Source organism: Lentibacillus sediminis (assembly GCF_002763455.1).
In the GTDB taxonomy this organism is placed as follows: Bacteria; Bacillota; Bacilli; order Bacillales; family Amphibacillaceae; genus Lentibacillus_D; species Lentibacillus_D sediminis_A.
The window spans coordinates 59,707-86,127 of the sequence record NZ_NIXK01000006.1 but is presented as its reverse complement, the minus strand read 5'-3'; the positions used below and the strand labels follow the sequence as shown (position 1 = coordinate 86,127).

Below are 26,421 nucleotides of genomic sequence, written 5' to 3'. Positions count from 1 at the left end.
AGGTACATACACATGACAAAAGAGACCATACAGCTTCCCCTCCTTCCATTACGCGGACTGCTCGTATTCCCGTCCATGGTGCTTCATCTGGATGTAGGCCGAGACAAATCGGTGGCTGCACTGGAGAAGGCGATGATGGACGATCAAATAATATTTTTGGCTGCCCAGAAGAAGGTCAATCTGGATGAACCGGAACCTGAGGATATTTACCATATAGGCACGGCTGCCAAAGTGAATCAAATGCTGAAACTGCCAAATGGCACATTAAGAGTCCTGATTGAAGGTCTGTACCGCGGAGAGATCACCCGCTACACGGAGCAAGATGAATTGTTTCAAGTAGAAATCACCGAAATGGAAGACGTGCATAGCGATCCGAACGAAGAAGAAGCATTAATGCGATCCCTGATGGAACAGTTTGAGCAATACACGAAACTGTCCCGTAAAATTTCCCAGGAGACGTTTGCTACCGTTTCTGACATTGATGATGCAGGCAGACTCGCAGATATCATCACTTCTCATTTATCATTAAAAATCAAAGATAAACAGGAACTGCTGGAGATTCAGAAGATCAAGCAGCGCCTGCAGTATCTGATTCGGATTATTTCCAATGAGCAAAAAGTGCTGGATCTGGAAAACAAAATCGGCAAGCGGGTTAAAAACTCAATGGAAAAAACGCAAAAGGAATATTATTTGCGTGAACAATTGAAAGCGATCCAGAAAGAACTTGGCGAAAATGACGGAAAAACCGGCGAGGTCGGTCAGTTGCAGGAAAAAATAGAGCAGTCGGACATGCCTGAATCTGTCAGAAAAGTAGCGGAAAAAGAGCTCGGCCGATATGAGCAGGTACCGCAAAGTTCGGCGGAGAGTTCGGTTATCCGCAACTACCTTGAGTGGCTCTTGGCTCTGCCATGGACGGAGAAAACCAGGGACGCAATTGAGATTGAGCAGGCGGAGAAAATCCTTGATGAGGATCACTACGGCCTTGATAAAGTAAAGGAGAGGATACTCGAGTATTTGGCGGTGCAGAAACTGACCAATTCGATCAGAGGACCGATCCTTTGCCTTGTCGGACCACCAGGGGTGGGAAAAACTTCTTTGGCCAAGTCGATTGCTCGCTCGATTAACCGAAAATTTGTCCGTGCCTCTCTTGGCGGCGTGCGGGATGAAGCGGAGATCCGCGGTCACCGCCGTACTTACATTGGCGCAATGCCAGGCCGGATCATTCAGGGCATGAAAAAAGCAGGCACGATTAATCCGGTATTTTTGCTGGATGAAATAGATAAAATGTCCAACGATTTTCGCGGAGATCCATCTTCTGCCATGCTGGAAGTGCTGGATCCGGAACAGAACAGCAATTTCAGCGATCATTTTATTGAAGAGACATATGACCTGTCGAACGTGCTTTTTATTGCCACGGCAAACTATGTCACGAATATCCCCGGTCCGCTGCTTGACCGCATGGAGCTTATTTCAATTGCCGGCTATACGGAAGTGGAGAAGCTGCATATTGCCAAAGAGCATTTACTGCCAAAGCAGTTGAAAGAAAACGGGCTGAAAAAAAGCAATCTGCAAATCCGCGATGAAGCATTGCTGAAGCTGGTACGCACATATACCAGGGAAGCGGGTGTCCGGAATCTGGAGAGACAACTGGCGACTCTATGCCGAAAAGCAGCAAAACTAATTATTGGCGAAGAGAAAAAACGGGTAATTGTAACCGAGAAAAGCCTGGAAGAACTGCTCGGCAAGCCGCTCTACCGCTATGGCATGATGGAGCGGGAGGACCAGGTAGGAGCAGCTACCGGACTTGCCTATACTTCAGCAGGCGGAGATACCTTGTCAATTGAAGTCTCGCACTATCCAGGCAAAGGCAAGCTGACACTTACGGGAAAACTTGGCGATGTCATGCAGGAATCCGCCAAGGCTGCATTCAGTTACATCCGCTCCCGAGCTGAAGAACTGAATATTAATCCGTCCTTTCATGAAATTTACGATATACACATACACGTTCCGGAAGGCGCTACACCGAAAGATGGCCCTTCCGCAGGGATAACCATGGCAACCGCTCTCGTATCTGCGCTCACAGGCAGACCAGTGAAGAAGGAAGTAGCCATGACCGGAGAAATTACTTTGCGCGGACGGGTGCTGCCAATCGGCGGGCTGAAAGAAAAATCATTAAGCGCCCACCGTGCAGGAATCTCGACGATCATTATCCCGGCAGACAATGAAAAAGATATTGATGACATTCCTGAAAGTGTGCGCGCAGGACTTACCTTTATCAAAGTAAATCATCTTGATCAGGTTTTGAAACATGCATTGGCGGTGGGGAAAAATGAAAATAACTAATGCAGAAATCGTCATCAGTGCGGTCAGCCCAAAGCAATACCCGGAAGACCACCTTCCGGAGATTGCCCTGGCCGGCCGTTCTAATGTCGGAAAGTCTTCATTTATCAATAAGCTGATTAACCGGAAAAACCTTGCCCGTACATCATCCAAGCCGGGAAAAACACAGACACTGAACTTTTATCGGCTTAATGACCGGTTTTACTTCGTTGATGTGCCGGGATACGGGTATGCGAAAGTGTCCAAGAAAGAGCGGGAAAAATGGGGCCGGATGATGGAAACATACTTTGAAGAAAGGGACACATTAAAAGCTGTCGTCCTGATTACCGATGTACGCCATGAACCGACCGTTGCCGATGTACAGATGTATGATTTTCTTAAATACTATGAACTTCCCGTCCTGGTAGTAGCGACCAAGCTCGACAAAGTGCCGAAAAATAAGCGCGCGAGCCATTTGAAACGGACGAGGGAAACACTGGAGATGGAGCCTGAGGATAATTTACTTCCATTTTCCGCCGAAACCGGAGACGGCAAAGAAGAAGCCTGGGGGGTTTTACGAAAGTACCTAGGCATTTGATAAGACCTTTTATTTGTAAAGGTTATTTATTTCGCAGTAGATGGAAGATGCGACATAGCTTGCCGCTCCGGAAATACCCCTCGCTTTCCGCGGGCGCTGGTGAGCCTCCTCGCGCTGACGCGCTGTGGGGTCTCACCTATGCTTACCATCCCGCAGGAGTCTCGGGGTATTTCCTCCGCTAGTAGTGTGCTTTGTTATTTTACTGCTTGTTAAACTTATAAAACAACATCTATTTTTGGTGGTTAATTTCCACTGAGGGCAGTCTCTTCCCGCGGGACGACTTCTGACTGCTCACGGAAAACCGCCTGGACTCAGGTCTAGACTCGTGATATTCCAGCCGTAGTCGGCTGCCTTTTGCTCCAATCAACCATCAATGAGGTAGGCTAGTGTAATTGATTTTAAAAAAACAACACCACCAGCGAAGGAAATACATGGAGACTCCTGCGGGAAGAAAAGCCTAGGTGAGACCCCGAAGTGCGACAGCACAAGGGGGCTCACCAGCTTCCCGCGGAAAGTGGAATGTATTTCCGCAGCGGTAGGTTATGTCACAGTTTATAGATCCTGGGATAAAAACAACATTCAAAGAAGCCGCCTGAAAGGAATATTCTTAGGCGGCTGGGTGCTATTTTTTCTTCTTCAGGAAATAGAAGCCGACCAGAATCAGGGCAATCGGCCAGTATTGTTCCAGAAAGTCAATCACCGTGTAGATCCAGTCCAGCCATGCGGGCAACTCAATCGAGAAGATAAAGATCAGCGACAGACCGATCAGCAGCAACCCCGGCAGCAATCCGTCTTTCGTCTGTAAATAGCGGATAATGAAGGCAATGCCGATAATCAGCAGATAGACGGCCCAATGATCGATCCAGAAACTGTAGGACTTCAGACCATGAAGGTGAATGCCAATTCCTAAAATGATGGTCCCTGCAAATAAGTTCTGATAACGTTTTGCCGTGTAGCTGTAAATAACGAGCACGAGCCCGGAAATAATCAATAAAGTAGGGAGCGAATAAAAGTCCGTAACGATCGGTACCCTGAGCTGCCGCAGCAAAAAGAAGATACCGATGACAATAAATAGATAGGCCAGCAGTTTATGTTGTTTTTTCAATGCGGTTCCTCCCTCTTCAAACCCCGATTTCTTGCTTCTTCTATTTTGATATGATAAAGTACATTCGAGTTGATATAATAAATACGTGAAAACCTATTATATTGTTTCAGATTCTGTTCACATTTTCAAAAATAATGTCCGGACAGATATGGTAAAATAAAAAGGAAACGTGCTAAAATTGACAGCTGTTACGTAATTTGGGGGTAGATGATGTGCATATACTGAAGGTTGGATTTAACTACAAAACAGCCCCTGTTGATATTAGGGAAAAGCTCGCATTTTCTGAGGAAACGCTGCCCGAAGCAATGAACGAACTCAAGCAGCGCAAAAGCATCCTTGAGAATGTCATGATTTCTACATGCAATCGGACAGAAATTTATGCCGTGGTGGATCAGCTTCACACCGGCCGTTATTACATTAAGCAATTTTTGGCTGACTGGTTTCAGCTGGACAAAGAGGAATTTTCCCCTTATTTGCGGATCACGGAAGAAGATGGAGCGCTCGAGCACCTATTTCGTGTGACTAGCGGACTGGATTCCATGGTGCTTGGGGAAACACAGATCCTTGGCCAGATGAAGCAGGCATTTTTGTCTGCCCAGAATCAAAACACCACAGGAACGCTTTTCAATGAACTATTCAAACAGGCGGTCACATTTGGAAAAAAAGTTCATAAGAATACGGCGATTGGTACCCATGCTGTTTCCATCAGCTATGCAGCGGTGGAGTTGGCAAAGAAAATCTTTGGAGATCTGCAGAATAAGCGGACAGTGATTCTCGGTGCCGGAAAAATGGGCGAGTTGGCTGTGAAAAATCTGCAGGGATCTGGAGCCACAGAGATTACCGTCATTAACCGCACATTTGAAAAGGCGGAAAAGCTGGCTGCGCAATTTGATGCGAAAGCGGCGCCGATGGATGACTTGCTGGAAGTGCTCGAGAATGCGGATATCCTGATTAGCTCTACCGGCTCGAAGGAAGCTGTTTTGACCAGAGATGTGGCCGAGCAGCTGCAGAAAAAAAGGAAGGGTCGCCCGCTTTTCCTTGTGGATATTGCGGTCCCCCGGGATATGGATCCGGAAATCGCCAGTCTGGAAAATGTTTTTCTTTATGACATTGATGATCTGCAGCATATTGTCGATGAAAATCTGGAGTCGAGAAAAGCGGCAGCTGAGGAAATTGAATTGATGATAGAGGGCGAGATTGTTTCCTATAATGAATGGCTGAAGACACTTGGCGTCGTGCCGGTTATTTCCGCACTGCGGCAAAAAGCACTGGCGATTCAGGGGGAGACGATGAAGAGCATTGAGCGGAAGATGCCGGATTTAACCGAGCGTGAGAAGAAGGTATTGAACAAGCATACGAAAAGCATCATCAATCAGCTGCTGAAAGAACCGGTCACTCAGGCGAAAGAGCTGGCTGCCGGGAAGAAACCCGATGAAGCACTCCGGCTGTTTGTCGATATTTTCGGCATTGATGAAGAAGTGAAAGCGGAACTGGAAAAACAGGCAGACAATGAGTCCCTGACAAAATTGAAAACCAAAAGCAAAAGCGCCCTGACAGGCTGATTATAGCCTCCCTCGTCTACTCTTGAGGAGGGCGCTCTTTTGCGGTTTGCAGGGTTTACCTGCGATGACCCTTTCCTGATCGAAAAAATAAACCAGTATGCTAGTGGGAGAGGATTTTCGGGATGTTTGAATTGAAATGGCTTTCCGAATTCACACTGATCCTTTACGGTGTCAGTCTGCTTGGCTATTTTATTGATTTTATTCAGACCAACCAGAAGGCAAATCGGGTTGCTTTCTGGTTGCTTTGTATGGTTTGGGTGATTCAAACCATACTTTTTATTGATCAGATATTTATTGAGAACAGTTTCCCGATCGCCAATTTAAATGACAGTTTGTTCCTGTATGCCTGGGTGCTGATTACGCTCTCGCTGATTATCAACAAGCTGTTTAACGTGCAATTTATTGTATTTTTTATTAATCTGTTTGGTTTTTTTCTGCTTCTTTTATACATTTTAACGATCGCGCAATTTCAGATGGCCGCGAGCGGAATTCAGCTTGTTCATGAAGTTCTGATTACGCATATCGTCCTGGCAATTGTCTCTTACGGTTTTTTTACCTTGTCCTTTTTGTTTTCCCTGATGTATGTGATCCAGTATCGCTTTTTAAAGGAAAAAAGGGGATTAAAATGGATGTGGCGCCTCGGGGATCTGAAGCAGCTGGATGGCTTTTCCTTTCTGGCTGTCACGCTCGGTGTGCCGCTGCTCTTATTGAGTATTGTTCTTGGTGTGGTCTGGGCATATGTTACCGGCGCGGAATTCTACTGGCTGGATTTGAAGACGATCGGCTCGATTCTGGTATTGGCTGTGTATTGTTTTTATCTGATTCTGCGTGTGCTGAAAGGATACCAGGGAAAGACGCTGGCGCTTTATAATACTGCCGCCTTTTTAATATTGTTGATTAATTTCTTTTTGTTTAGTGTATTATCGAATTTTCATTTTTAATGAAGGTTCTCTTTGTAAGCTTATTTGTTTCGGAGTTGAAGGAAAATGCATTTTACCCTGCCGCTGCGGAAATACCCCTCGCTTTCCGCGGGAAGCTGCCGAGCCTCCTCGCGCTGTCGCGCTGCGGGGTCTCCCCTATGCTTTTCATCCCGCAGGAGTCTCGGGGTATTTCCTCCGCTAATGGTGTGCGTTTTAAAAGCAATCAATAGCTATCCACTCTGTTGGTTGATTGGGGCTGACGGCAGTCGACTCCTACGGGGAAGCACGTGTCTAAACCTGAGCAGGAAGCACTTTTAAACCGTGCTTGCGGAAAGCCACTGCCTGTAACAGAAATCAACTATCAAAAGTAGGGTTGATTTAAACAGCAGTAGAGTCGCAAACCACATCAGTCAGCGGAGGAAATATACGGAGACTCCTGCGGGAGGAATGGCCTCGGTGAGACCCGCGTGCGACAGCACAAGGGGGCTCACCAGCCACCCTAAGGTGCGCGTAGTATATTTCCGCAGCGGCGATCATGAAACCCACTGATTTACGTCGTAGTATAAATATATTGTGAAAAAAGAACATTCTTTTAAAAATACAGTTTTAACAAAAGAAAATAAATAGGAGGAAAATGATGCGGAAATTTGTTATCGGTTCACGGAAAAGCAATCTGGCCATGACCCAGACGGAATGGGTGGTGGAGAAATTGAAAGAAGCAGGCGTCGAGAATGAGTTTGAAATAAAAAAAATCGTAACCAAGGGAGACCGCATCCTGGATGTCACCCTCTCTAAGGTTGGCGGCAAGGGCTTATTCGTCAAAGAAATTGAGCAGGCGATGTATGACAAGGAAATTGATTTTGCCGTCCACAGCATGAAAGATATGCCGTCCGAGATGCCGGAGGGGCTGGTAATTTCCACGATCCCGGTAAGAGAGGATCACCGTGACGCCTACATTGCCAAGAATAATACACCTCTGAAAGATTTGCCGTCAGGTGCCATCGTTGGAACAAGCAGTCTGCGCCGGTCCGCCCAGATTCTTGCAGAACGGCCGGATGTGAAGATTCAGTGGATCCGGGGAAATATTGAAACCCGTATCAGAAAGCTGGAAGAAGAAAATTATGATGCGATCATCCTGGCTGTTTCCGGCTTGAAACGGGTTGGTCTCAGTGAAGAGCGGATAACTGAATACCTGGAGCCGGATGTTTGTGTGCCTGCTGTCGGACAGGGAGCATTAGCAATTGAGAGCCGGGAAGATGATACAGAATTGCACGAAATCCTGGCGAGAATTAATGATGCTTATACAACGCGAACGGTTACAGCAGAGCGTACATTCCTGCATCTTTTGGAAGGCGGATGTCAGGTGCCAATTGGCGGCTATGCCTATTTGGACAAGGAGAACATAGTACTGACTGCCCTTGTCGGGACGCCGGACGGGAAAACTATTTTGAAAGAAACGGTAAGCGGCACTGATCCGGAAGCTGTTGGAAAGGAAGCGGCCGATAAGTTAATCTCGCAGGGAGCAAAAGAAATTGTGGACCAGGTAAAAGAGGAGCTTGACCAGTAATGTCCGGCACGTTAGAGGAAAAGAAAATCCTAATTACGCGGGAGGAACAGCAGGGAAAGCGTTTTGCGGAGATGGTAGAAACAGAGGGCGGTGTACCGGTTTCTGTTCCGCTTTTGCGGATCTCCTGTAATCCATCTGCCCTGAAGCAGGACTTTACCAGCTTTCTCGATTATAAATGGGTGTTTTTCACGAGTGCCAATGGGGTGGAATGTTTTTTCCGTCTGGCGGTGAAACAGGGCATGGAACCGAAAGATTTTAGTCGTCTCAAGATTGCCACTGTCGGACCGAAAACAAAAGCAGCCTTGAATCCGTATGGACTGAAGGCAGATTTTGTTCCCTCCGAATACAGCGCAGCGGTAATGGCTAATGAATTTTACCCGAAGCATGCAGGTGAGGAGCCGGTTTTGCTAGTGCGCGGAAACCTCTCGCGGGAGGTGTTGCCGGAATTTTTCACAAAACATCATGTGGACTTTGATACCATCGAAGTATATGAGACAGCGCCGTATCATGCGAATGCTAAAAAGCTCCGGGAGAAGCTGCAAGAAGGAATCGATTACCTCACATTTGCCAGCCCGTCCGCTGCGGAAGCTTTTGCTGCTTACACGGAGGAGCGGGGCCTTCCCGCGGTTTGTATTGGTACAACAACCGGACAGCGGGCAATAGAGCTGGGCTTTCACTCTGTCTTGATGCCGGAAGAGTTTTCCCTTGATGGTATGCTTGGATTAATAGATAAGGATATTACGACGAAAGGGCAGATATATATGGAAATCAATCAGCAATTTAAGCGTCATCGCAGGCTGAGATCGTCTGCTTCGATGCGTTCGCTTGTACGGGAAAATCATTTGCGGACAGCGGATCTGATTTATCCTATTTTTATTATCGAAGGAGAAAATATCCGCAATGAAGTGCCATCAATGCCTGGGGTGTACCAGGTGTCGCTTGATCTGCTACACGAGGAACTAAAGGAAATTTACTCACTCGGCATCCGGGCAATGATGCTGTTTGGTGTGCCGAATGAAAAAGATGAAGAGGGCACCGGTGCCTTTGTGGATAGCGGGATTGTACAGGAAGCAACCCGGGTGATTAAACAGATGTACCCGGATATGCTCGTGGTGGCGGATACTTGTCTTTGCGAGTACACCTCCCATGGACATTGCGGCGTCATTCATAACCATGATGTTGACAACGACGAATCCCTGAAACTGCTGGCCAAAACAGCGGTATCACAGGCTAAAGCAGGCGCAGATATTATTGCACCATCCAATATGATGGACGGATTTGTAACGGTCATTCGTCAGGCACTTGATGAAGCGGGCTTTCACAACATACCGATTATGTCCTATGCGGTGAAATATTCCTCTGCCTTTTACGGACCATTCCGGGATGCGGCCGACTCCACCCCGCAGTTCGGTGACCGCAAGACCTATCAGATGGATCCGGCAAACCGGCTGGAAGCGTTGAGAGAAGCATCCTCTGATGTGGAAGAGGGAGCCGACTTTCTGATTGTGAAGCCGGCGCTTTCCTATTTGGACATTGTCCGTGAAGTAAGGGATCGCTTTAACGTGCCTGTCGTCGCCTATAATGTCAGCGGCGAATATTCCATGATTAAAGCTGCTGCCATGCAGGGTTGGATCAATGAGAAAGAAATCGTGATGGAAAAACTCACGTCCATGAAACGTGCAGGCGCCGATCTGATTATCACATATTTTGCAAAAGACGTTGCGAAATGGTTGAATGAAGAGTAACAATATCTTTCGTTAGGGTGATAGAAATGGGAAATTTTGCTAATTCAGCGGATGCGTATAAAGAGGCAGTCAATTTAATGCCAGGCGGGGTAAATTCCCCTGTGCGTGCATTTAAATCGGTGGGAATGACGCCGCTGTTTATGGAGTCCGGGCATGGATCCAAGATAAAGGACATTGACGGAAATGAGTACATTGATTATGTACTAAGCTGGGGGCCGCTGATTTTGGGCCATGCCGATGAGCGTGTTGTTGAGCGGCTGCAAGAGACGGCTGCCAAAGGGACAAGCTTTGGCGCCCCAACACATTTAGAAAATGACTTGGCCCGTCTGGTTATCGACCGCGTGCCGTCGATAGAAATGGTGCGGATGGTGAATTCAGGTACGGAGGCAACGATGAGTGCCTTAAGGCTGGCAAGAGGCTATACGGGCCGGGATAAAATCTTAAAATTTGAGGGGAATTACCATGGCCATGGCGACTCCCTGTTGATTAAAGCGGGTTCCGGGGTCGCTACATTGGGACTGCCGGACAGCCCCGGGGTTCCGAGTTCCGTAGCAGAGCACACGATTACTGTACCGTATAATGACATGGAAAGTGTACGCTATGCGTTTGAGCAATTCGGGGAAGAAATTGCAGCTGTGATTGTGGAACCTGTCTCTGGCAATATGGGAGTGGTTCCGCCGAAAGGATCCTTCCTGAAAGATTTGCGCCAGGTGACAAAGGAGCATGGCAGTCTGCTCGTGTTTGACGAAGTGATGACCGGCTTCCGTGTCGGTTACAACTGTGCACAGGGACATTTTGGGGTTACACCTGACCTGACTTGTCTCGGCAAAGTTATCGGTGGCGGTTTGCCTGTCGGCGCGTATGGTGGCAAACGGGAGATTATGGAGCAAGTTGCCCCGACCGGAACGATTTACCAGGCGGGCACATTGTCAGGGAACCCGCTGGCGATGACAGCAGGATTTGAAACTTTGAATGCGCTGAATGAAGCGTCCTATGAGGCGATCAATGAGAAAGTGGACCGGCTGACAGAAGGGTTCAGGGATTCAGCGCGTGCTTATGACATCCCGCTGACCATCAATCGTGCCGGTTCGATGGTTGGGGTTTTCTTTACTGATCAGGATGTCATTAATTACGAAACGGCGCAGGGTGCTAATCTTGACTATTTCGCCCAATATTACCGGGCGATGATAGAGGAAGGAATTTTCCTGCCCCCGTCCCAGTTTGAAGGACTGTTCCTCTCCACCGCGCACAGTGATGAGGATATAACTCGGACAATTGAAGCTGTTCATACTGCTTTCTCAAAAATTGAAAAGTAACAGTTTAGCCATCCTTGCTTGACGAGGGTGGCTTTGTTTTATGGCAGTTTTTTTAAAAAGGTTTATTAAGACAAAGTCTATAAACTGAGACATCTCCTGCCGCTGCGGAAATACCCCTCGCTTTCCGCGGGCGCTGGTGAGCCTCCTCGTGCTGTCGCACTGCGGGGTCTCACCTATGCTTACCATCCCGCAGGAGTCTCGGGGTATTTCCTCCGCTAACGATGTTGCTTGTTATATTAAACATCAACTAGCTCTGTCACAGATATTTCCGCAGCGTCGGGGCAGAGACCGTGGCACATTTTTCATCAACTATGAGGATTTTCGTTGTTCACGCATATCCGCCAATCTCCCTTCATATAGATAATTTAGATGTATAAGCACATGGAAGATGCTTGTAGAAGGGAGGAAGTCACTTGTCTGCTGAGCAATCAGTGTTCCGTTTTGAGCTGAATGAATCACTTTACTTTGAAAAGGGACAGGAAGTTGGCGAAATCAGAGGGATTTCCCTCGACCCGGAAATCGGTATACAGCCATTTAATGATTACATTTCCATCCGTGGTGTGATTGAACTGCGCGGGGAGTATCAGAAACTGCCGTCCGAGGAAGAGGAATCTCCGTCGGGTGAGTTTGAGGATTTTCATGCCCGCCGCTATGTCGAGAGTGTGGTCGATCAGGAAGCTGGTTATGCGGAATTTGCCCACCGCTTTCCTGTGGAAATTTCCGTACCGGCCTATCGGGTAAGCGATATTGAAAACGTAACGGTTAATATTGAATCCTTTGACTATGAAATTCCTGCAGAGAATCATTTGAAGCTGTACTCGACCATTGAAATTAATGGGATCGACAATAGTGCAGCGGAGACACCAGTGGAGCCGGAAGATTACGGGCAGGAAGAAGAAGCATTTGCGAGAAACGAAGCAGATACATTCGAATTTGACTGGAAAGAAGAGCAGGAGCCTGCCCCCCCAGAGCTGGCAGAAACACCGGCGCCGCCTGATATTCCGGCCATTTCCATGGAGCCGGAAGAGGAAGAAGCGCAGAAAGACCGCTGGAAATACAAACAAACGCAATCGTTAAAAGAGTTCTTTGATGACAGCTCATCATCGTCCCAGGAGGAAGAATCCTCCTCGAGTGATGAAGAAGAAGCCATCTTGGAAACGGATGAATCCAGCAGTTATGAGGAAAGCTCGGAAAGCCGTGATGAAGCACAGGCAGAAGATGTCAGCTATCTGGCAGATATGTTCCGGAGTTCCGAGGAGGATTCCTACTCAAAAATGCGGCTCTGCATTGTCCAGAGCAAAGATACCATTGATACCATTGCCGAACGTTATCAGGTTCCGGCATTGCAGCTTATCAAACAAAACCAGCTGGAAGAGGACTATGATGTTACCGAAGGACAGCTTCTGCGTATTCCAGCTAAAAATTCCTGATCCTGTTCCCCTTGTCCATCAAGGGGAGTCTATTTTTTATCCTTTTTAAGCTAAATCTCTCACGCCAGGTGGTGAATACAATGGAAATGCTGAAAAAAGTACTGAACTCCTACTCAGTTCAGCCGCTTGATATCGAGGAAGTAACTCCTCGCCTGTACCGCATCCGGGACGTCCATCAGGAATACGCCCTAAAACAAAGCTTTTTGTCAAAAGACTCACTCAACGATTGGGAAGCGGTATACCATCAAGCCTTTTCCCGGCATCTGTCTTCCGTTGTTCCCGTTTACCTGACAAAACAGCGGAACCTGTATGTGGAAATGGGAGAGTCCATTTACTATTTGTCACCCTGGATTGAAAGCAATGCCAGGTTTAAGGACCGCCCGGCAATCGAAGGTTTTTATCAAAGCCTTGGCATGGTGCATGCACAGACAAAGCAAACACTTGAAATTGACACCGGGAAATTGGAAGCATCCTTTCATACATATCAGACCTTTTGCGAAGAAAGCGGGAAGGAATTGCTGGCAGTGGTCGAGCAATTCGAACAGCGTCACTACATGTCTCCATTCGAACTATCCGTCTGCACCCATTACCGGGACTTGGAATTCAGCATCAGAGAAATTTCCCGGCGAACCTCTCTGCTGCTGGATGAACTGCAGGGTGAAGTCAGGTGGAACTACAGCCTTTGTCATGGCAATCCCCGTCTGTCCCATTCCTTGAGCGGGTCAGTTCCTTATCTGATCAACTGGGAAAATGCCCGCTATGACAGTCCGGTTATGGATTTGGCCGATTTTTTTAAACAGGAAGTCCGCTATTATGATTACCCGATGGATCAATTGGTCGAATCATTTTCTGTTTACCACCAGGAGAATGAGCTGACCACGCTGGAACTGCAGCAGCTCACCATTCATATGCTGAACCCGGCCAATTATATGAAAATCCTAAGGCATTATGTGAATGACCCCCAGGGTTCTCCAGAAGTTCAGCAAGTGAGCCGTCTCCAGCAGGCATATCGCCAGCTGCGGTTTGGGTTGCAATTTTCCCGTTATGTGGAAGACGAATATGAAGCGATTGCCTTTGATGAGTCAGAAAGCTAAATCCATTCCAGATAAAAGGCGATGAACACACCGACCAGAATCCCCAGCAGGAAAACGTCCAAAGTTGTCGGGAAAAACAGGGTTCGCACCAGCTGGAAAATCAGGATCGGCAAGGTTACTTTTTCCGCTACATAAATACAGTTTCTCGCCCAGGGCGGCAATTTATACCGGTAATAACGTGCCATAATGCCTCACCTCTTTTTTACATGTATTTGCATTATTGTATGTATAGAATACAGGCATTTGTGCAAAAACTGGAGTATTAGTTGACGCCACGCGTGAATATGGATAAAATGTATAGTAATCAATAATCAAATGTAATGACAGGGAAGAGTAAGGACAATACCGCCAGATCAGAGAGGGAAAGCACCGGCTGAAACTTTCCCGGAACGGTTACTCCCGAAGGTCGCCCTTGATACAGCTTCTCTGAAACGTTAATCAGTAGGAGAATGCCGGTCACAGACCGTTATCAACCAATGAAGTGTATAAGTTTGCCGAATAACTTATAAACAAAGGTGGTACCACGGAAGCACACCCTTTCCGTCCTTTTATTTAGGATGGGAAGGGTTTTTTGTTTTATCTAATTTCTGAACAATAACAGGAGGCTGATTAACATGAGTGACAGCAAGCAACAACCTTCACTGCCCCCGAAATACCAGCCGCAGACAGTGGAAAAAAACCGTTACCGCTTCTGGCTGGAGGGCAAATATTTTGAAGCGGCAGGGGACCCGGATAAGGAACCATTTACGATCGTTATCCCGCCGCCGAATGTAACCGGCAGACTGCATCTAGGGCATGCCTGGGACTTGACGATGCAGGATACCATTTCCCGAATGAAGCGCATGCAGGGCTATGATGTTCTCTGGCTGCCTGGCATGGACCATGCGGGCATTGCCACACAGGCGAAAGTGGCTGCAAAATTAAAAGAACAGGGTACAAATCCTCATGAACTGGGCCGGGAGAAATTTCTCGAAAAAGCTTGGGAATGGAAGGGAGAATATGCCGACTTTATCCGTTCCCAGTGGGAAAACCTCGGGCTTGGACTCGATTATTCGAGAGAGCGGTTTACCCTGGACAAAGGATTGTCTGATGCTGTTAACGAAGTGTTTATCAACTTGTATGAGAAGGGTCTAATTTACCGCGGCGAGTATATTATCAACTGGGATCCGGCGACACAGACGGCGCTCTCCGACATTGAGGTGATCTACGAAGAGGTAGAGGGTAAATTCTACCATATGCGTTATCCGATCAAAGATAGTGAGGAAACGATTGAAATTGCGACAACCAGGCCGGAAACGATGCTCGGCGACACTGCGGTTGCGGTGCATCCGAAAGATGAGCGCTACCAGCATCTGATCGGAAAAACGGTTATTTTGCCGATTACCGAAAGAGAAATTGAAATCGTGGCAGATGACTATGTGGATATGGAACTCGGCTCCGGGGCGGTGAAAATTACGCCAGCACATGATCCGAATGATTTTGAAATCGGCAACCGCCACCAGCTGAAGCGTATCCTTGTGATGAATGAAGATGGTTCGATGAATGAAAATGCCGGTAAATACGCAGGGCTGGATCGTTTTGATTGCCGCAAACAGATTGTCAAGGACCTTCAGGAAGAAAGCGTCTTGTTTAAGATTGAAGACCGTACGCATCAGGTGGGCCATTCCGAGCGCAGCGGTGCCGTGGTGGAACCTTATCTCTCGACCCAGTGGTTTGTGAAGATGGAGCCGCTTGCCGAGCAGGCGATTAATTTGCAGCAGCAGAAAGACAAAGTAAATTTTGTGCCGGAACGGTTTGAACGGACCTATTTGCACTGGATGGAAAATATCCGCGACTGGTGTATTTCCCGCCAGCTGTGGTGGGGCCACCGGATTCCTGCCTGGTACAATAAGGAGACCGGTGAAATCTATGTCGGCAAAGAAGCGCCGGCAGATCCGGAGAACTGGGAGCAGGACGAAGATGTTCTTGATACGTGGTTCTCTTCCGCACTGTGGCCATTTTCCACCATGGGCTGGCCGGATGAAGAAGCGGAAGATTATCAACGCTTTTTCCCAACCAATGTGCTGGTCACAGGCTATGACATTATCCCTTTCTGGGTAGCAAGGATGATTTTCCAATCGAAGGAATTTACCGGGAAACGGCCATTTAAGGATGTACTGATCCATGGACTGATCCGTGACGCGGAAGGAAGGAAAATGAGCAAATCCCTTGGAAACGGGGTAGACCCAATGGATGTGGTGGAGCAGTACGGGGCCGATTCCCTGCGTTATTTCCTGCTGACCGGGTCGACACCAGGCCAGGATCTGCGTTTTCATTGGGAAAAGGTGGAAGCGACGTGGAATTTTGCCAATAAGGTTTGGAATGCTTCCCGTTTTGCCTTAATGAATATGGAAGGATTTACCTATCAGGACATTGATCTGACAGGAGAAAAAACACTGGCGGATAAATGGATCCTCACCCGGCTGAATGAAACGATTGAGCAGGTGACCAGGAATACCAATAAATATGAATTCGGGGAAGCTGGTCGCCATCTGTACAATTTCATTTGGGATGAACTGTGCGACTGGTATATTGAAATGGCAAAACTCCCACTGTACGGTGAAGATGAAGCAAGAAAGAATACAACCCGCTCTGTGCTCGCCTATGTATTTGACCGGACCATGCGGATGCTCCATCCTTATATGCCGTATATCACGGAAGAAATCTGGCAGCAGCTGCCGCACGAAGGTTCTTCGATCACAGTTGCCGCCTGGCCGGAAGTGGAGAATTCCTTCCATGACGAAGCAGCGTCAGCGGAAATGAAGCGTCTTGTTTCGATCATCAAATCCGTGAGAAATATCCGGGCAGAAGTGGATACCCCGATGTCTAAACAGATCAAGCTGCTGATTCAGGCAGAAAATGCGGAGGTTGTCCAAGAGCTGGAGGCAAACCGCGACTACCTTGAACGATTCTGCAATCCAAGCGAGCTGACGATTGCACTGGATGTGGATGTGCCGGAAAAAGCCATGTCTGCGGTAGTCACCGGTGCGGAGGTTTACCTGCCGCTTGAAGGGCTGATTGACATTGGCAAAGAGGTGGAGCGGCTGGAAAATGAGCTGGAAAAATGGAACAAAGAAGTGACCCGGGCGGAGAAAAAGCTGGCCAATGAAGGATTTGTCAGCAAAGCGCCCCAGGCAGTTGTTGATGAAGAAAAGAACAAACTGCAAGATTATCGGGAGAAACAGGCAAAAGTAAAAGCCCGGCTTGCAGAATTAGACCAGTAAAACTAAAGCGGAATTTCACGGGATGGAAGCCCGTGAAATTCCGCTTTCTGTTTAGGATTCCAGTTTTCGTTTAATATGACAGATATACCTGCGGACAATATTAATATCACTGACCGCACTCAGTGTCCGGGAGCCGACCACATCCTCAAGCTCATTAAAAAGAAGCTCCCCATCGTAGCCTATCAAAAAATCAATCCCCGCCATATCCGCTGGGAAATGCTGGATAATTGTATCGACCATTTGCCGCTCATGGGGTTTTAGCTCATATAAACGGGCCGTACCGCCAAGTTTATAGTTGGCTCGAAAATCGCTCATGTTCTCCCTGAGTACCGCGGCGATGATCTCACTCCCTATCACAAATACACGGACATCTTTTCCCAGCTGCACATCACAGGCCTGCAAGAGGTAATCTTCATGAATAGGAGCGTCGCGAAACTCCTGCCAGTCATTTGCACCTCCTATCCATTTTACCTGCTTCCCGCCCCTTCCCGTTGTTCCTTTCCATACAAATGGAAAGAAAAGCGGAGGAATATCCGGTTTGATTGCTTTTGGATAAAAGAACGTGGCGACCATCGGGATGCCGAGATTGAGCATATAGTGATGGGTGAGTGCCTTGTCATTGGCGATCCGCGCGAGCACGCTTGAGTTAAAAACAGGAATCCCAGAAGCTTCCAGATGCTGACTCAAGAACGGGTCCACCGTGCGGACAATTGCAAAGTCTGCTGGTTCTTTGCCGGGAACGCTCGTCTCACGCTCCCCGCCGCGGATCCCAATGGTCATCTCTTCTCTCAGCACCAATTCAAGCGACAGTTCTGCACGCTCTGCTTCTTCGATCATCCAGGTAATGTAGGAGGCATTATCAGCGGCATCTTTTTCCTGGTAAATCAGCCAGCCATGTTTTCTATTATACATGCACATCTTCCTTCAATACGGCAAGGATATAATTCATGATGGCATCAGCCACATTGATCCCGGTGCATTCATACATGTTGCGGATATGGGCGTTGGAATTGATTTCACAGATGATCGGCTCACCATCCGGCCCAAACAATAAGTCCACTCCGGCAATGTCCGCTCCTACCGCTCGCGCTGCAGAAATCGCGATATCCGTTTCAGCCTGAGTAGGCGTATAAGCCTCCGTTATTCCGCCTGCGGTTACATTCGCCCGGAAATCATCTCTTGCCCGGCGTTTCATGGCAGCTGACACCTCGTCCCCGACGACATGCAAGCGGATATCTTTTCCATAACTGGAGACCATGAATTCCTGGAAGACAAATGCCTTCCCGCGCAGCTCATGGACTTTTCTCTGCAGCTCGTCTTCCGTATTTACCAGATAAACCTGCTGCCCGAAGGATCCGAATGCCTCTTTTAGAATCATCGGCAAGCCCAGCTGCCGGACGGCTGTCTGTATTGTCTGATCATCCATGCTGCCGCGCGGAAAGACTTTCGGTGCAATTAGCGTTTTAGGGACTGGCAGCTTACGTGCGGCGAGCAATTGATAGCTGGTGATTTTATCATCGCTATTGGCAATGGCATCTGCACTGTTAAATACTCTCACTCCTATTGCTTCCAGTTGTCTGGCCAGGTAAATGTCTTTATCGGCAAAAAACACATAATCGGGCAATTGATGAGGGAGGCCGGGGCCCCCATCTTGCAAGAGACTGCGCCCGCTCGTTTGCAGAAGGCTGAGCAGCTGATTGTTCTTATAAATCACGGCCTCGCTGTTTTTTCTAGCAGCTGCCCGCTGAATCCATTCGGCAAAATCAAGAAATTTGCCGCCGCTGGATAAATTGCCGTTATAAATGATCCATCCTAATTTTTTCATGTCATGGTGTCCTTTCTGCTATACTTGGCTTTGGTTAATGAAAGGGCTGAGTGCAATGTTTGAACAGTATGATGAAGCAGAACGTTTTTTTGCAAGCAGAAAATTGCTGGGGATAAAACCAGGCCTGGAGCGCATCAGGAAACTGCTGCAGCTGGTGGATAACCCGCAGGATAAACTCCGTGCGGTCCATGTTGCCGGGACAAATGGCAAAGGCTCCACGGTGAATTTTATCAGTCATGGTTTCATGGCGAATGGCTACCAGGTTGGTGTTTTTACTTCCCCGAGTTTGGCCGGACTCCCTGGGCATATTCTGCTTAACAATCAGCCGATTGCAGAAGAAGCGTTTCTGCAATGTCTTAACGAACTGCTTCCCGCCATCCGACATCTGGATGCGGAAGACTCGGCGCCGACGGAGTTCGAAATTCTTACTGCGCTCGCTATCCTTTATTTTTCCCGGTACACCGATATTGCGCTGATCGAAGCGGGTATGGGCGGCCGGGAAGATACGACAAACTGTTTCGTGCCCATTTTGTCTATTATAACAAATATCGCCAAGGATCATAGCAGCTTTTTAGGCGAAACAACATCAGAAATTGCTTCCCATAAAGCAGGGATTATCAAGCCTGATGTGCCGGTGATTGCAGGAAAGATGGATAAAGAGGCGCGTGATGTGGTGGAGCAGGAAGCGAAACGCCAGGAAGCGGTATGCTGGCAATTGGGCAGTGATGTCTATTTTCAACAAACAGGACGAGGACGAGCGATATGGGGAGCAATCGGATATCCGAAACAGGAGCTGGTTATTGGCATGCAGGGGGAGCATCAGCTGCATAATGCTAGCCTTGCTTATATGGCACTTACCTTGCTTAAGGAGCAGGGACTTCGGTTGAATATGGAACTGGTGCGTGCATCCTTCAGGCGTGCAGTTTTGCCTGGCAGATTCGAAATGCTGAAGCAGCAGCCGCTTGTTATTGCCGACGGGGCGCATAATCCCGCTGGAATCGAGGCGTTTATTAAAGCGGTAAAGGAGCATTACCCAGAGAAGGAACACCATGTGATTTTTGCCGCGTTTGCCGATAAAGAGCTGGACCCAATGCTGGCAGCACTCAGCAGGAATTTTTCTTCTGTGACGCTGACAACATTTGACCACCCGCGGGCAGCCAGTGCTGAAGAGCTGTATCAGCGCACTCCTGGACAGAGAAAGTATGCCGTGTCCGACTGGCGCGAAGCAATCAAGCAGACGATTTGTCATCCTCAGCACGGTTATTTCCTGACAGGATCGCTTCATTTTCTTGCCCGGGTGCGGAGCTTATTTTTTTAACCTGAGAAAAACAGCATATCCTGTTGAACGATTTTCTCTTGCAATGACAGCATTCGTCTTACTTTTTATACTTCCTGTGCTAGAGTGAAGCTAGAATTGGCACAGGAGGGGATCCCAAGATGGATAAAGAAATCAAACAGGAAAGCGAACATGTGAAACTTTATGAAAACAAAACAAAAGATGAACAGGCAGCAGCTGTGGAGGGGGCAGGGAAAATAACGATCCCCAGCTTCATGCGTAAGTTAGGAAGCAAAAAAGGCTTAGGAAAAAAAGGGAAGGACCAACGTCCGATCGTTCCGGTGTTGGTCGCTGTATTTTCCGCAATTATGACAGGTACTGTCCTCGGTGTGATTATGTTAAACATGTTTGTCAATATGGATGAAGATTCGGCCCAGGGTACCTCCGGTGAAGTGCCTGCATTAACGGGAGGAGATGAAGCGTCTGGTGCAGCTGCCGGGGAAGGGACGTCAGCAGCTATAGAAGCGATCGAAGCATTTGTACTGCAGGCCGGTGTCTTTTCGGGCATGGAAAATGCCGAGGAGTGGGCAGGCAAATTCGAAGCTGCCGGTTTACCGACGGTCATCTGGGAACGCGATGGGCAATTCTTCCTGCTTGCCGGCATAGGAGCAACAGAAGAACAGGCAAAACAATCAGCTCAACAGCTGGAAACCTATGAATTTGATATTTATGTGAAAGAATGGGCTACACCTGCCCAGGAGATAGAGTTGACTTCCAGTGAGCAGGAATGGCTGCAGGGCTTCCGCGAGAGCTGGGAAACTTCTCTTCAGGGACTGGGTAGTGAAGAGGTGTTTACAGGAGCCGGCTGGGAAGAACTGATGGAAACGTATCCGCAAGACAGTGAGCGGATTACAGGCCTGTATGAAGCTACAGCCGATGCTCAGGCACGAATGCAGCAGGCAAGCGGTCTCGAAGCCCAAAATGTTCTGCTTCAGTTATGGCAGCAGTTTAAGCAATCAACCATGGCGGAATAGAGTGAAACCTCATTTAGTGGGTCCCACCCTCGCATGGGGCCTACTATCTGTTAATCCGCGAAAAAATCCTCAGAAATAGATAATTTTGCATTTTAACAAGTATTTCCTTTCAGAAAACAGCATTTTTCCCAGAAGGTTTTGCCGTAATAGAGTGTGCTGACAAGCGAAAAATACAATTTTAGTGATTTGTCACTTTCTCTCCTGCACGCTAAGCTATTATTTAGTATAGCGAAGGAGGGCAAATATGGAAGTATCATCGATTATGATTAAGGATGTACCAAAAGAGGACCGTCCCAGGGAGCGTCTCTTAAAAAACGGCGCTGCTCATCTGTCAAACCAGGAGCTGCTGGCCATCCTTCTGGGTAGCGGCACCAGAGAAGAACCGGTCACCGCTTTGTCCCATAGGGTGCTGATGCATTTCGAAGGCCTGAAACTGCTCGGGGATGCCACGATTGAGGAACTGATGGCAATTAAAGGAATCGGCAGTGCCAAAGGGGTTCTCCTGCTGTCGGCAATTGAGCTTGGCAAGCGGATGCATCAGTACAGACCCGATGACAGTTATGTAATCCGCTCACCGGAAGACGGGGCCGACTATATTATGGAAGAGATGCGCAGTCTTAATCAGGAGCATTTTGTCGCACTGTTTCTCAACACGAAAAATCAGATTATCCACCGTCAGACAATTTTTATTGGCAGCCTGAACGCATCCATTGTTCACCCGCGTGAAGTGTTCCGGGAAGCGGTAAAACGCTCCGCTGCTTCAATTATCGTTGCCCATAATCACCCTTCCGGAGACCCTTCTCCATCCCAGGAAGATATCCATGTAACCCGGCGCCTGTCCGAATCCGGAAAAATGATCGGCATCGAACTTTTGGACCATTTAGTCATCGGCAACAGAAAATTTGTCTCTTTAAAGGAAAAAGGCTATCTGTAACACTATCTATTTTGCTTTTTTTTTCGTATAATTATATAGGAGACTTCCACAAGTCAGCGCCATTTTTCGATAGTTCATTGAAAGTGGCGCTTATTGGACTTTCTGTGATAGATTAGAACAAAAGCGGAAGCACCCGGTTAGCGACGTATGGGCTGGACTGAGCCAGCCCAGCGAGCCGATGTAGACTTATCGTACAGAGGTGAGGGAAGTCCACACAGCTTTAGCGCTGGAGCTGGCCAACAAAAGCGAAAAGTAACTGTATAGATTTCATTTACATAAAAAACTTACCGATGATAAACGAAACGCGTCCGGGAGAGGGAGATATTTTTGGGGATCTTTAATTTTTCACAGGATTTAGGAATTGATTTGGGAACGGCTAATACCCTTGTTTTTGTAAAAGGAAAAGGAGTTGTGCTGAGAGAGCCGACGGTTGTTGCCAAAAACAAAGAGACCGGGGCAGTTGAGGCAGTGGGAAAGCAGGCCAGGAACATGATAGGCAGAACACCGGGGAATATTTCAGTGATCCGGCCGATGAAAGACGGGGTCATTGCCGATTATGATACGACCGCGGTCATGATTAAATATTATATAAAAAAAGCTATGCGGAACCGCTCTTTCTTTGCCAGAAAGCCCAATGTGATGGTTTGCGTGCCTTCAGGAATCACGATGGTGGAAGAACGTGCCGTGGTGGATGCATCGAAACAGGCAGGGGCCAAGGACGCATTTCCGATTGCCGAACCATTTGCCGCGGCGATTGGGGCTGGTCTGCCGGTCTGGGAGCCAACAGGCAGTATGATTGTTGATATCGGAGGGGGAACCACGGAGGTCGCGGTGATTTCGCTTGGCGGAATTGTCACCAGTCAGTCGATCCGCACTGCCGGGGATGAAATGGATGAGGCTGTCACCAGCTATATCCGCAAACAGTATGGACTGATGATTGGTGAACGCTCAGCGGAATCCATTAAAATGGATATTGGTTCAGCTGGCGATGTGACGGGTCTTCAAGAGCTGGATGTCCGCGGCCGCGACTTACTGACAGGCTTGCCGAAGACCATCACCATCACCCCGGAGGAAGTTGCCGGAGCGGTAAAGGATACCGTTGATTCGATTGTAGAAGCAGTGAAAAATACCCTGGAAAGCACACCTCCTGAACTGGCGGCAGATATTATGGACCGCGGCATAGTACTCTCAGGCGGCGGTGCCCTTTTGCGAAAGATAGATCAAGTTATTAGTGACGCGACGAAAATACCAGTATTTGTAACGGATGAACCATTGGACAGTGTAGCGATCGGAACAGGAAAATCTCTGGATTATGTACAGCATTTCCGTGCACATCCCAATGTTTCATCCCGTCCGTCCATCGATTAAGTAGGTGCAGAAATGTCATTTTTACGAAAAAAACGCTTGTTTGTTTTACTGATAGGATTTATTGTACTTGTCGTACTGATCGGATTTTCTCTCAGAGACAGGGAAAATCTTACGGCGGTGGAAGATTTCTTAAATGATTCCGTCGGTTTTGTTCAGAACATCATCCATACTCCGGTGAATTATGTAACAGGTTTTTTCTCCAATCTGGATGATATTCGCGATACGTACGAACAAAATGAACTTTTGAAAGAAAAAATTGCTGAATACAGCGGATTAATTTACGAGGTGCAGGAACTAAGAGAAGAAAATGATGAATTGCGCAGCACCATGGAAATGATTGATTCCGAATCGATCCGTGATTTTAATCCGATCCAGGCGACCGTGATTTCCCGTTCGCCGGAGCAATGGGTGGAGCAGATCACCATCAATAAAGGGGAACAAGACGGTGTGAGATCCAACATGGCGGTAATTACTGCCGAGGGGATGGTTGGCAAAATCCAGACCGCTTCAGACTACACAGCGAATGTGCAGCTGCTTACCGGGTTTGATCAGCTGAACCGGATATCTGCTACGATCTCCCGGGAAGAAGGTCAGGATATAAACGGCATGATCGAAGGATATGACGAAGAGAGCAGTTCACTTATGTTCCGGATTATTGAAGAATCAGAGGATGAGCTGCAAGAAGGTGAGCTGGTTGTTTCTTCCGGCATGGGCGGTGTTTTTCCGGCTGGTCTGCAAATTGGCACGGTAAAGGAAGTGGTGCCTGATCAGTACGGTTTGACACGTACAGCCCTGGTGGAGCCAGCTGCTGATATGTATGATATCAATCAGGTAATCGTAGTGGACCGTGCGCTTGCCGAAGATGACAATACCCAAACGGAGGAGGAAGAGGAATGAAGCGGATTTACTTGCCTCTGATTCTCTTTCTGCTTCTCCTCTTGGAAGGGGTGGCGCTTAAATTGCTGCCACCTGGTCTGGTGATAAGCGACTTGCTGATTACCCCGCATTGGGTGCTTGTTTTTCTTATATTGGTCTCCATTTTTTATGACAGGGAAGATACATATTACTCCGTTCTCTATGCGCTTCTATTCGGGCTGCTTTTTGACATTGTATATACAGGGATTTTGGGTGTGTATATGTTCTCCTATGCATTGGTGGTTTATATCGTACACGGGCTTAGGCGGATGCTTCATGGCAATATTTTTGCCAGTCTCCTCTTGGGTGCTGTCGGGATTGTGATAGCCGATATCTTTATCTATATGGTGTACACCGTAGTCGGAATGACCGAAGTGGTTTGGGCGGATTACCTGATGACCCGGCTGCTGCCAAGCCTGCTGGCCAATTGGCTGTTTCTCGTTATTATCTACCCGCTGACGGTCAACAAACTAACGGACTGGGGAGAAGAGCAATTAACCGGCAGTAAGTCAATCCTCTAAAAGTGGGTTCAAAAACGAGGATGAACCGGATTTTTTTGAACATCCTCTAAGGAGCAGGTAAGTGGAATGGGGTGAGGAAGATTGCAGGAAAAGAGACAATTAATCACAATTAAAGGGACCAGAGACGGTTTTTCTCTGTTCATAGATGACAGCTGCACATTTGACACAGCTCTGAAAGAACTGAAAGAAAAAATAGCGGCAGCCCGTCCGAATAAAGAAGATCCGATGGTCGCAGTAACGGTGAAAACGGGAGACCGTTATTTAGATGAAGTACAGAAAACGCAGCTCAAGGAAATCATCAGTGAAGAGAACCGATTTACCATCCAGGCCATCGAATCAGATGTTATCCGAAAAGCAGATGCGCTTCAGTGGAAAGAAGAAAGTGAAATAAAAGCAGTCAACCGTACCATCCGATCCGGGCAGGTGCTGGAAGTGACTGGTGATCTTCTTTTAATCGGTGATATTAACCCGGGAGGAAAAGTGGTTTCCACAGGGAATATTTATATTATGGGAAACCTGTATGGTATTGCTCATGCCGGCTCCGGGATGGATCAGAATGCTTTTATTGCAGCATCTTTTATGAAGCCAAGCCAGCTTCGCATCGCTGATTATATCAGCCGTGCTCCGGATTATGAATCCAGCGGCGTGTATATGGAATGTGCCCTGATTGACAAAAATGAGGACAAAATTATTATTGACCGGCTAAAAAGACTTTCACATAAAAGAGACCACTTGAGCAGTTTTGAGAGGAGAATGAAAAATGGGTGAGGCAATTGTTGTTACTTCCGGCAAAGGCGGCGTAGGAAAAACGACTACCACAGGCAATATCGGTACAGCTCTGGCATTAATGGAGAAAAAAGTTTGTCTGATTGATACTGATATCGGACTGCGCAATCTGGATGTTGTCATGGGACTGGAGAACCGGATTATCTATGATATTGTAGATGTCATCAAGGGGAGCTGCAAGTTAAAACAGGCGCTGATCAAGGATAAACGTTTTGATTACCTGGCCTTGCTCCCTGCCGCCCAGACGAGCGATAAAACAGCATTGACTCCAGAAGGAATGAAAAAAATAATTGCGGAACTGAAGCAGGAATACGATTATATCATCATTGATTGTCCGGCAGGCATTGAGCAGGGTTTTCAAAATGCGATTGCAGGCGCTGACCGGGCAATCGTTGTTACGACACCGGAAAAATCAAGTGTGCGTGATGCCGATCGGATTGTTGGTCTCTTGGAACAAGAAGAGATGGACCCGCCAAATCTTGTAATTAACCGTATCCGCAGCCATATGATGAAAAGCGGTGAAATGCTTGATATAGATGAGATTGTCCAAGTGCTTTCCATTGATCTGATCGGGATTGTTGTCGATGACGAGGCCGTGATAAAAGCAAGCAATGACGGGGAGCCTGTGGCGCTGAAGTCCAATTCCAAAGCGTCGGTCGCTTACCGGAATATTGCCAGAAGAATTCTTGGTGAGAATGTTCCGCTGCAGTCACTGGAAGATGAAAAAGGTGTATTGCAGCGATTGAAGAAATTTATTGGTATGCGAACCTGAATCCGCTCCTCCTAACGGGATATAATAAACGGCCTTGTTCATTATATCCCTGCTTGTTTTTCCCTCCTTTT

At 47.7% G+C, this 26,421-nt stretch carries 22 protein-coding genes, 1 pseudogene and 1 other annotated feature; of the genes and pseudogenes, 19 read left to right on the top strand and 4 right to left on the bottom strand.

Annotation, left to right across the window (positions count from 1 at the left end):
* Positions 1-12 precede the first annotated feature (12 nt).
* Positions 13-2,343 (top strand): endopeptidase La, encoded by a 2,331-nt coding sequence (gene lon, locus CEG13_RS11170; RefSeq protein WP_100011971.1) that lies wholly within the window; start codon positions 13-15, stop codon positions 2,341-2,343.
* Positions 2,330-2,917, top strand: a complete 588-nt coding sequence (gene yihA / locus CEG13_RS11165) for a ribosome biogenesis GTP-binding protein YihA/YsxC (RefSeq protein WP_100011970.1) — start codon at positions 2,330-2,332, stop codon at positions 2,915-2,917. Before lon ends, yihA begins: the two co-directional genes overlap by 14 nt.
* 622 nt (positions 2,918-3,539) lie before the next feature.
* Here the strand turns inward: yihA and CEG13_RS11160 are convergent.
* Positions 3,540-4,022 (bottom strand): LiaF transmembrane domain-containing protein, encoded by a 483-nt coding sequence (locus CEG13_RS11160; protein WP_100011969.1) that lies wholly within the window; start codon positions 4,020-4,022, stop codon positions 3,540-3,542.
* Positions 4,023-4,234: 212 nt separating this feature from the next.
* Between CEG13_RS11160 and hemA the strand changes: the two genes are divergently transcribed.
* From hemA to CEG13_RS11120, 8 genes and pseudogenes are all read left to right on the top strand, one after another.
* Positions 4,235-5,584, top strand: coding sequence for a glutamyl-tRNA reductase (gene hemA, locus CEG13_RS11155; protein WP_100011968.1), 1,350 nt, complete (start codon positions 4,235-4,237; stop codon positions 5,582-5,584).
* A 122-nt stretch (positions 5,585-5,706) separates the two neighbouring features.
* Entirely contained in the window at positions 5,707-6,525 is an 819-nt protein-coding gene (gene ccsA / locus CEG13_RS11150) for a cytochrome c biogenesis protein CcsA (RefSeq protein WP_100011967.1), read from the top strand.
* Between the two features lie 616 nt (positions 6,526-7,141).
* Positions 7,142-8,071: a hydroxymethylbilane synthase gene (gene hemC / locus CEG13_RS11145; protein WP_100011966.1), complete on the top strand. Its 930-nt coding sequence runs from the start codon at positions 7,142-7,144 to the stop codon at positions 8,069-8,071.
* Positions 8,071-8,778, top strand: a pseudogene (locus CEG13_RS19105) (uroporphyrinogen-III synthase); the annotation flags it as partial. The gene hemC and the pseudogene CEG13_RS19105, both read left to right, overlap by 1 nt.
* Before the next feature lie 54 nt (positions 8,779-8,832).
* Positions 8,833-9,816, top strand: coding sequence for a porphobilinogen synthase (gene hemB, locus CEG13_RS19100; RefSeq protein ID WP_239984635.1), 984 nt, complete (start codon positions 8,833-8,835; stop codon positions 9,814-9,816).
* Between the two features lie 26 nt (positions 9,817-9,842).
* Entirely contained in the window at positions 9,843-11,132 is a 1,290-nt protein-coding gene (gene hemL / locus CEG13_RS11135) for a glutamate-1-semialdehyde 2,1-aminomutase (RefSeq protein WP_100011964.1), read from the top strand.
* A 413-nt stretch (positions 11,133-11,545) separates the two neighbouring features.
* The gene (gene spoVID / locus CEG13_RS11125; RefSeq protein WP_100011962.1) at positions 11,546-12,562 is read left to right on the top strand and encodes a stage VI sporulation protein D; all 1,017 of its coding nucleotides are present in this window, start codon (positions 11,546-11,548) and stop codon (positions 12,560-12,562) included.
* An 80-nt stretch (positions 12,563-12,642) separates the two neighbouring features.
* On the top strand, positions 12,643-13,656 hold the full coding sequence (locus CEG13_RS11120) for a protein kinase family protein (protein WP_100011961.1): 1,014 nt from the start codon (positions 12,643-12,645) through the stop codon (positions 13,654-13,656).
* Here CEG13_RS11120 and CEG13_RS11115 read toward each other — a convergent pair.
* The gene (locus CEG13_RS11115; RefSeq protein WP_100011960.1) at positions 13,653-13,841 is read right to left on the bottom strand and encodes a hypothetical protein; all 189 of its coding nucleotides are present in this window, start codon (positions 13,839-13,841) and stop codon (positions 13,653-13,655) included. The genes CEG13_RS11120 and CEG13_RS11115 overlap by 4 nt on opposite strands.
* Positions 13,842-13,967: 126 nt before the next feature.
* Positions 13,968-14,207, top strand: a binding site (T-box leader).
* 63 nt (positions 14,208-14,270) lie between these two features.
* Here CEG13_RS11115 and CEG13_RS11110 point away from each other — a divergent pair.
* Positions 14,271-16,919: a valine--tRNA ligase gene (locus tag CEG13_RS11110; protein ID WP_100011959.1), complete on the top strand. Its 2,649-nt coding sequence runs from the start codon at positions 14,271-14,273 to the stop codon at positions 16,917-16,919.
* A gap of 51 nt (positions 16,920-16,970) precedes the next feature.
* Here the strand turns inward: CEG13_RS11110 and CEG13_RS11105 are convergent, their stop codons facing one another.
* Both CEG13_RS11105 and CEG13_RS11100 read right to left on the bottom strand, forming a co-directional pair.
* A complete protein-coding gene (locus CEG13_RS11105; RefSeq protein ID WP_100011958.1) occupies positions 16,971-17,831 on the bottom strand; it encodes an ATP-grasp domain-containing protein in 861 nt (286 codons plus the stop codon).
* Positions 17,824-18,744, bottom strand: a complete 921-nt coding sequence (locus CEG13_RS11100; RefSeq protein ID WP_100011957.1) for an ATP-grasp domain-containing protein — start codon at positions 18,742-18,744, stop codon at positions 17,824-17,826. Before CEG13_RS11100 ends, CEG13_RS11105 begins: the two co-directional genes overlap by 8 nt.
* A gap of 55 nt (positions 18,745-18,799) precedes the next feature.
* On the opposite strand from CEG13_RS11100, the gene CEG13_RS11095 reads away from it, so the two are divergent.
* The 8 genes from CEG13_RS11095 (at position 18,800) to minD (ending at position 26,350) form a co-directional block, all read left to right on the top strand.
* Entirely contained in the window at positions 18,800-20,062 is a 1,263-nt protein-coding gene (locus CEG13_RS11095; RefSeq protein ID WP_100011956.1) for a bifunctional folylpolyglutamate synthase/dihydrofolate synthase, read from the top strand.
* A gap of 119 nt (positions 20,063-20,181) precedes the next feature.
* Positions 20,182-21,054, top strand: coding sequence for an SPOR domain-containing protein (locus CEG13_RS11090; RefSeq protein ID WP_100011955.1), 873 nt, complete (start codon positions 20,182-20,184; stop codon positions 21,052-21,054).
* A 244-nt stretch (positions 21,055-21,298) separates the two neighbouring features.
* Positions 21,299-21,988 carry a RadC family protein gene (radC, locus tag CEG13_RS11085; RefSeq protein ID WP_100011954.1) on the top strand — a complete coding sequence of 230 codons (690 nt, stop codon included), beginning with the start codon at positions 21,299-21,301 and terminating at the stop codon, positions 21,986-21,988.
* Between the two features lie 327 nt (positions 21,989-22,315).
* A complete protein-coding gene (locus CEG13_RS11080) occupies positions 22,316-23,356 on the top strand; it encodes a rod shape-determining protein (protein WP_100011953.1) in 1,041 nt (346 codons plus the stop codon).
* Positions 23,357-23,368: 12 nt separating this feature from the next.
* Complete coding sequence (gene mreC, locus CEG13_RS11075; RefSeq protein ID WP_100011952.1) at positions 23,369-24,253, top strand: rod shape-determining protein MreC; 885 nt, start codon at positions 23,369-23,371, stop codon at positions 24,251-24,253.
* A complete protein-coding gene (mreD, locus tag CEG13_RS11070; RefSeq protein ID WP_100011951.1) occupies positions 24,250-24,792 on the top strand; it encodes a rod shape-determining protein MreD in 543 nt (180 codons plus the stop codon). Before mreC ends, mreD begins: the two co-directional genes overlap by 4 nt.
* 81 nt (positions 24,793-24,873) lie before the next feature.
* Positions 24,874-25,560 (top strand): septum site-determining protein MinC, encoded by a 687-nt coding sequence (minC, locus tag CEG13_RS11065; protein WP_100011950.1) that lies wholly within the window; start codon positions 24,874-24,876, stop codon positions 25,558-25,560.
* A complete protein-coding gene (minD, locus tag CEG13_RS11060) occupies positions 25,553-26,350 on the top strand; it encodes a septum site-determining protein MinD (protein WP_100011949.1) in 798 nt (265 codons plus the stop codon). Before minC ends, minD begins: the two co-directional genes overlap by 8 nt.
* Positions 26,351-26,421: the final 71 nt, after the last annotated feature.